The organism is Candidatus Deferrimicrobiaceae bacterium, assembly GCA_035256765.1.
GTDB lineage: Bacteria > Desulfobacterota > Deferrimicrobia > Deferrimicrobiales > Deferrimicrobiaceae > CSP1-8.
The window spans coordinates 1-5,049 of sequence record DATEXR010000065.1; the positions used below are offsets into that span (position 1 = coordinate 1).

The window sequence follows — 5,049 nt, forward strand, 5'->3', positions numbered from 1 at the left end:
TCCCGTGCGACGTGGCCTTCCCCTCGGCGACCGAGAACGAGGTCACGGGGAAGGATGCCAAGAAGCTCGTGAAAAACGGCTGCATCGCCATCGGCGAGGGGGCCAACATGCCGACGACCCCGGATGGGGTGAAGGTCTTCATCGACGCCGGGATCGCCTACGGCCCGGGGAAGGCGGCCAACGCGGGCGGAGTGGCGACCTCCGGGCTCGAGATGCAGCAGAACGCGGGCCGCGATGCGTGGGGGTTCGCCGAGACCGACGCCAAGCTCCACCAGATCATGAGGAACGTGCACCAGATCTGCTCGGAAGCCGCCGAGGAGTTCGGTTCTCCCGGCAACCTCGTCAACGGCGCGAATATCGCCGGCTTCATCAAGGTCGCCCGCGCGATGACCGCCCAGGGGCTCGTGTAGGGACCGAGAAAGAGACGGGGGCGGCCGCTTGCCTGCCGCCCCCTTTTGTCCCGTGGGACGGGACTTGCGGGAGGGATCGTCCGTGCCGGTCCGCAGGCCCCGGCATATCGCCGTGCCCCATCATCGACTCCATGTGGTTCAGGTGCGACTCCTGGAGATCGTCGAGAAATCCGAAACGGTCTTTTTCATCTCTTCGAGATGCCCCGTCATCTTCTCCCTCATCGGATGCATCCTCTCCTTTCCATGCCGATGCGGGCAATCTTTTGGACACCCCTCCCGGCAGTGAGGGCAGCCGCGCGGGCAGGGAGACTCCTTGTCCGCCATCGCCGTTGCCGCCGATTCCCCTTTCTTTTCCGAGGTCGCGGCGGGTTCCGGGGCGTCCTTCGCCGGCGCCTTCGTCTCCTCCCCGAATCCCTTCAGGGTCTGATTCTTGGCGTAGAACTTCCCGGCGTCGGTGAACACCTTGTCGCCCGTTTTCCCCGCAGGGCAGAAGCTGCACGACTTCTTTTCGGCATTCGCATAGGCGGGCTTCGCGTCGGCCTGTCCCGGTGCGGTCAAGAGCAGGCAAATCCCGGCGGCGACGGCAGCGAACGATTTCCCGAGCGATCTCATATTCCCTCCTCCTGTCGTTTTTCCTTCCGGCGTCCCGAGGAGCAACTCCCTCCCCGGGGGCCGGAGGACGGTGTACCCCCTTTCCCCCCCCGGGGGGAGGAAGGAACGCTTTCCCGGGCTGCAACGGGAGGGGCAGGTATTATAATGGGAGCGGTGCCCGGCGCATGTCCGGGCCGCGCGCGGTGAACCTCGCGATCCCCGGGGGTGGATCATGCTGGTAGGGAAAAGGATGACGAGGGACCCGAAAACGGTCGGCCCCGAAGACGCCCTGACGCGCGCCGCGAACCTCATGCGGAAGTTCCGGATCAACCACCTGCCCGTCGTGGAGGAGGGGAAGCTCGTCGGCATCCTGTCGGACACCGATTTGAGGAACGCATCGCTTACGAGCGACCATCTCTCCGGCCTGGGAGAGCTTCCGGTCCCGGACCGGAAGGTGCGGGATGTGATGAAGACCGAGGTGTGGTCCCTCACGCCCGAGGATTCCGTGGAGGACGCCCTCCTCATCATCCAGCGGAAGAAATTCGGGGCGCTCCCCGTGCTCTCGGGCGGCCGGCTGGTGGGGATCATCACCAAGCTCGACCTGATCAACACCTTCATCGACGTCCTGGATATCGACGGGGTGGGCCTCCGGGTCGAGGTGGTCCTGCCCCGTACCCTCGGGAGGTTCGAGGAGCTGCTGGCAACGGTCCGGGAGCTCGGCGTGGAGATGCGCAGCTGTCTCATCAGCCCGGAAACGAAGGGGGCGGACCGGATGGTGGTCCTCCTCCGGCTCGACACGGTCAACGGGCCGATGGTCCGGGGAGCGCTCCGGGCGAAGAAGTTCGAGGTCCTGGACCCCGCCTCCGATTCTCTTTAGGGGATCACCTCGCCCTGCGCCCCACGAGCCGCCGCAGCACGTACGGAAGAATCCCTCCGTTCCTGTAGTACCGGGACTCCTCCGGGGTGTCGACCCGGGCAGTCGCGGAGAACGTCTTCTCCGTCCCGTCCAGGGTGGCGCGCACGGTCAGACGCTTCCCCGGCGCAATCCCGCCGGAAATCCCTTCGATCGCATACGTCTCCTTCCCGGTAAGCCCGAGGGACTCCCGGCTCGTCCCGCGTTCGAACTCCAGAGGGAGGATTCCCATCCCGACGAGGTTGCTCCGGTGGATCCGCTCGAAGCTCTCCGCCAGTACCGCCTGCACGCCGAGGAGCTTCGGCCCCTTGGCCGCCCAGTCCCGGGAGGAGCCGGAGCCGTATTCCTTCCCCGCGATGACGAGAAGAGGGACGCCCTCCTCCCCGTACCGCATCGCAGCGTCGTAGATCGACATCTTCTCTCCGTCCGGCAGGTGCGCCGTCCATCCCCCTTCCGTGCCGGGCACGAGGAGATTGCGCAGGCGGATGTTGGCGAATGTCCCGCGCATCATGACCTCGTGGTTCCCCCGCCGGCTTCCGAAGGAGTTGAACTCCTCCTTCGCCACGCCGTGCCCGAGGAGGTACTTCCCCGCCGGGCCGTCCGCCGGGATGTCCCCTGCCGGGGAGATATGGTCGGTGGTCACCGAGTCCCCCAGCACGGCAAGGACCCGCAGCCCTCGCAGGTCCCCCGGGGGAACCGGCTTGGGGGGGAGGTTGGTGAAGAAGGGGGGATGCTTGACGTAGGTGGAGGAAGGCTCCCACGCGAAACATTCCTCCTTCGGGACCGGGAGTCCCTTCCACGCCTCGTCTCCCTCGAACACCGCCGCGTACTCCTTCCGGAACATCTCCGCGCCGACGGAGGATCGGACCGCTTCCGTAATCTCCTCCGGCGTCGGCCAGATCTCGCGGAGCATGACGGGGTGGCCGTTGGGGTCGAACGCCACGGGTTCCTTATACAGATCGATGTCCATGTTCCCGGCGAGGGCGTAGGCGACGACAAGCGGGGGGGAAGCGAGGTAGTTGGCCCGGGTCAATGGGTGGATGCGCCCCTCGAAGTTGCGGTTCCCCGAGAGGACGGAGGCGGCGACCAGATTCCCCCGGCGGATCCCCTCGGCGATCGGCTCCGGGAGGGGGCCCGAGTTGCCGATGCAGGTGGTACAGCCGTATCCGACCAGGTGGAATCCCAACGCTTCGAGATAGGGGGTCAGGCCGGCCTTGGCCAGGTACAGGCTCACGACTTTCGACCCCGGGGCAAGGCTTGTCTTCACCCACGGTTTCGTGCGCAGCCCCCGTTCGACCGCCTTCTTGGCAAGCAGCCCGGCGCCGAGCATGACGGCCGGGTTGGAGGTGTTCGTGCAGCTGGTGATCGCCGCGATCACAACCGACCCGTCGTAGAGCCGGAAAGAGGTCCTGCCGAAGTTGACCGTCACGCCGCTCTCCGCGGAATTTTCCGGCGGCGGGAGGTTCGTCTCTCCCGCGGTGCTCCCTCCCTCCGCGTGCCACCGCTCCTGTTCGTCGTGGGAGGGCGCTTTCGGTTCCTTCCCCCAGCCGACGAGGGCGTTGGAGAACGAAACCCGGGCTTCCCGCAGAAGCACGCGGTCCTGCGGCCTCTTCGGTCCGGCCAGGCAGGGTTCGACGGTGGCCAGATCGAGCGACAGGGTGTCCGAGAAGGCGGGGTCGGGGGAGTCGTCGGCGCGGAACAACCCCTGGAGCTTGCAATACGCCTCGACGAGGGCAACCTGCTCCCGCTCCCGGCCGGTGAACAGAAGGTAGGAAAGGGTCTCCTGGTCCACCGGGAAGAAGCCGATGGTGGCGCCGTACTCGGGGGACATGTTGGAGATCGTCGCCCGGTCGGGCAGCGAGAGGGAGGAAAGCCCCGGGCCGTGGAACTCGACGAATTTGCCCACGACCCCCTTCGCCCGCAGCATCTGGGTGACGGTCAGCACGAGATCGGTCGCCGTGGCCCCGGCGGGGAGCCGCCCGGAGAGCCGGAACCCCACCACATCGGGCACGAGCATGGAAACCGGCTGCCCGAGGAGCGCAGCCTCCGCCTCGATCCCCCCCACGCCCCACCCGACGACTCCCAGCCCGTTGATCATCGGCGTGTGGGAATCGGTCCCGACGAGGGTGTCGGGGTAGGCCTGGGTGCCCCGCCCGGCCCTCTTCCGGAAGACCACGGGGGCGAGATACTCGAGGTTCACCTGGTGGCAGATCCCGGTCCCCGGGGGGACCACCCGCAGGTTCCGGAACGCCTCCTGTCCCCACCGCAGGAAGGCGTACCGCTCCCCGTTTCGCTCCATCTCGCGCGCCACGTTCGCCCCGAAGGATCCGGTCGACCCGAACCGGTCCACCTGGACGGAGTGGTCGATGATCAGGTCGGCGGGCATCTGCGGGTTGATCTTTTTCGGGTCGCCCCCCATCCGGCGGGCGGCGTCGCGCATGGCGGCCAGATCGACCAGGGCCGGCACGCCGGTGAAATCCTGAAGCAGCACGCGCGCGGGACGAAACGCGATCTCCCGATCCGGGGGAGAGCCCGGTTCCCAGCGGGCCAGAGCCTCGATGTCCTCGGAGCGCACCGACGTTCCGTCCTCGTGGCGCAGCAGGTTCTCCAGGAGAACCTTGAGGGACAAGGGCAGGCGGGAGACATTTCCCACCCCCCTTCTCTCGAGAGCGTCCAGGCGGAAGATCTCGTAGCTCCTTCTCCCGATGGTCTCCCCGGTCCTGGCGCCGAAACTGTCGGCCGGCTTTTTTCCCATGGCCCCCTCCGCTTGCAGGTGATAAAAAAATGGTACCACGGACGCCGTTTCCCTTCCCTTCCGGGAACGAAATTCCCGGAGGGAAAAGGGGGGGCCAGGGAGTCGCCGGGGGCATCCCTGCCACACCGTGCGAACGACAAACCGGGAGCCGGCCGATCGACGCTCTGACGCTTACCGGAATTGCGCTGGGGCTGGCGATGGACGCCTTCGCGGTGGCCGTCGCGACGGGGATCGCTCTAGCCCGCATTTCTCACCAGGGTTCGTCGCGAGGCGGTGGAGACGGGCGTGGATACAAGGCGCGCGACCGAGGGCCCCGGAGACGTAGTGGACACTACGTCGAGGAGCCCGACCGAGCGCAACGCAGTAGGCATGCCTGTATC

Annotated in this window: 4 protein-coding genes; 2 read left to right on the forward strand and 2 right to left on the reverse strand. The window is 67.0% G+C overall.

The window, feature by feature from the left end; translation table 11 throughout:
* Positions 1-410 (forward strand): hypothetical protein (locus VJ307_02065; GenBank protein HJX72912.1); only part of this gene is annotated, 410 nt, incomplete at its 5' end.
* Between the two features lie 138 nt (positions 411-548).
* Here the strand turns inward: VJ307_02065 and VJ307_02070 are convergent.
* Positions 549-1,022: a hypothetical protein gene (locus tag VJ307_02070; GenBank protein HJX72913.1), complete on the reverse strand. Its 474-nt coding sequence runs from the start codon at positions 1,020-1,022 to the stop codon at positions 549-551.
* Positions 1,023-1,233: 211 nt separating this feature from the next.
* On the opposite strand from VJ307_02070, the gene VJ307_02075 reads away from it, so the two are divergent.
* Positions 1,234-1,878: a CBS domain-containing protein gene (locus tag VJ307_02075; protein ID HJX72914.1), complete on the forward strand. Its 645-nt coding sequence runs from the start codon at positions 1,234-1,236 to the stop codon at positions 1,876-1,878.
* 4 nt (positions 1,879-1,882) lie between these two features.
* Here VJ307_02075 and acnA read toward each other — a convergent pair whose 3' ends face one another.
* A complete protein-coding gene (gene acnA / locus VJ307_02080) occupies positions 1,883-4,669 on the reverse strand; it encodes an aconitate hydratase AcnA (protein HJX72915.1) in 2,787 nt (928 codons plus the stop codon).
* Positions 4,670-5,049 lie beyond the last annotated feature (380 nt).

Excerpts from the sequence above, each read along its gene's own strand:
- VJ307_02070 (HJX72913.1), bottom strand. The coding sequence starts at position 1,022 with ATGAGATCGCTCGGGAAATCGTTCGCTGCCGTCGCCGCCGGGATTTGC.
- acnA (HJX72915.1), bottom strand. The coding sequence starts at position 4,669 with ATGGGAAAAAAGCCGGCCGACAGTTTCGGCGCCAGGACCGGGGAGACC.
- VJ307_02075 (HJX72914.1), top strand. The coding sequence starts at position 1,234 with ATGCTGGTAGGGAAAAGGATGACGAGGGACCCGAAAACGGTCGGCCCC.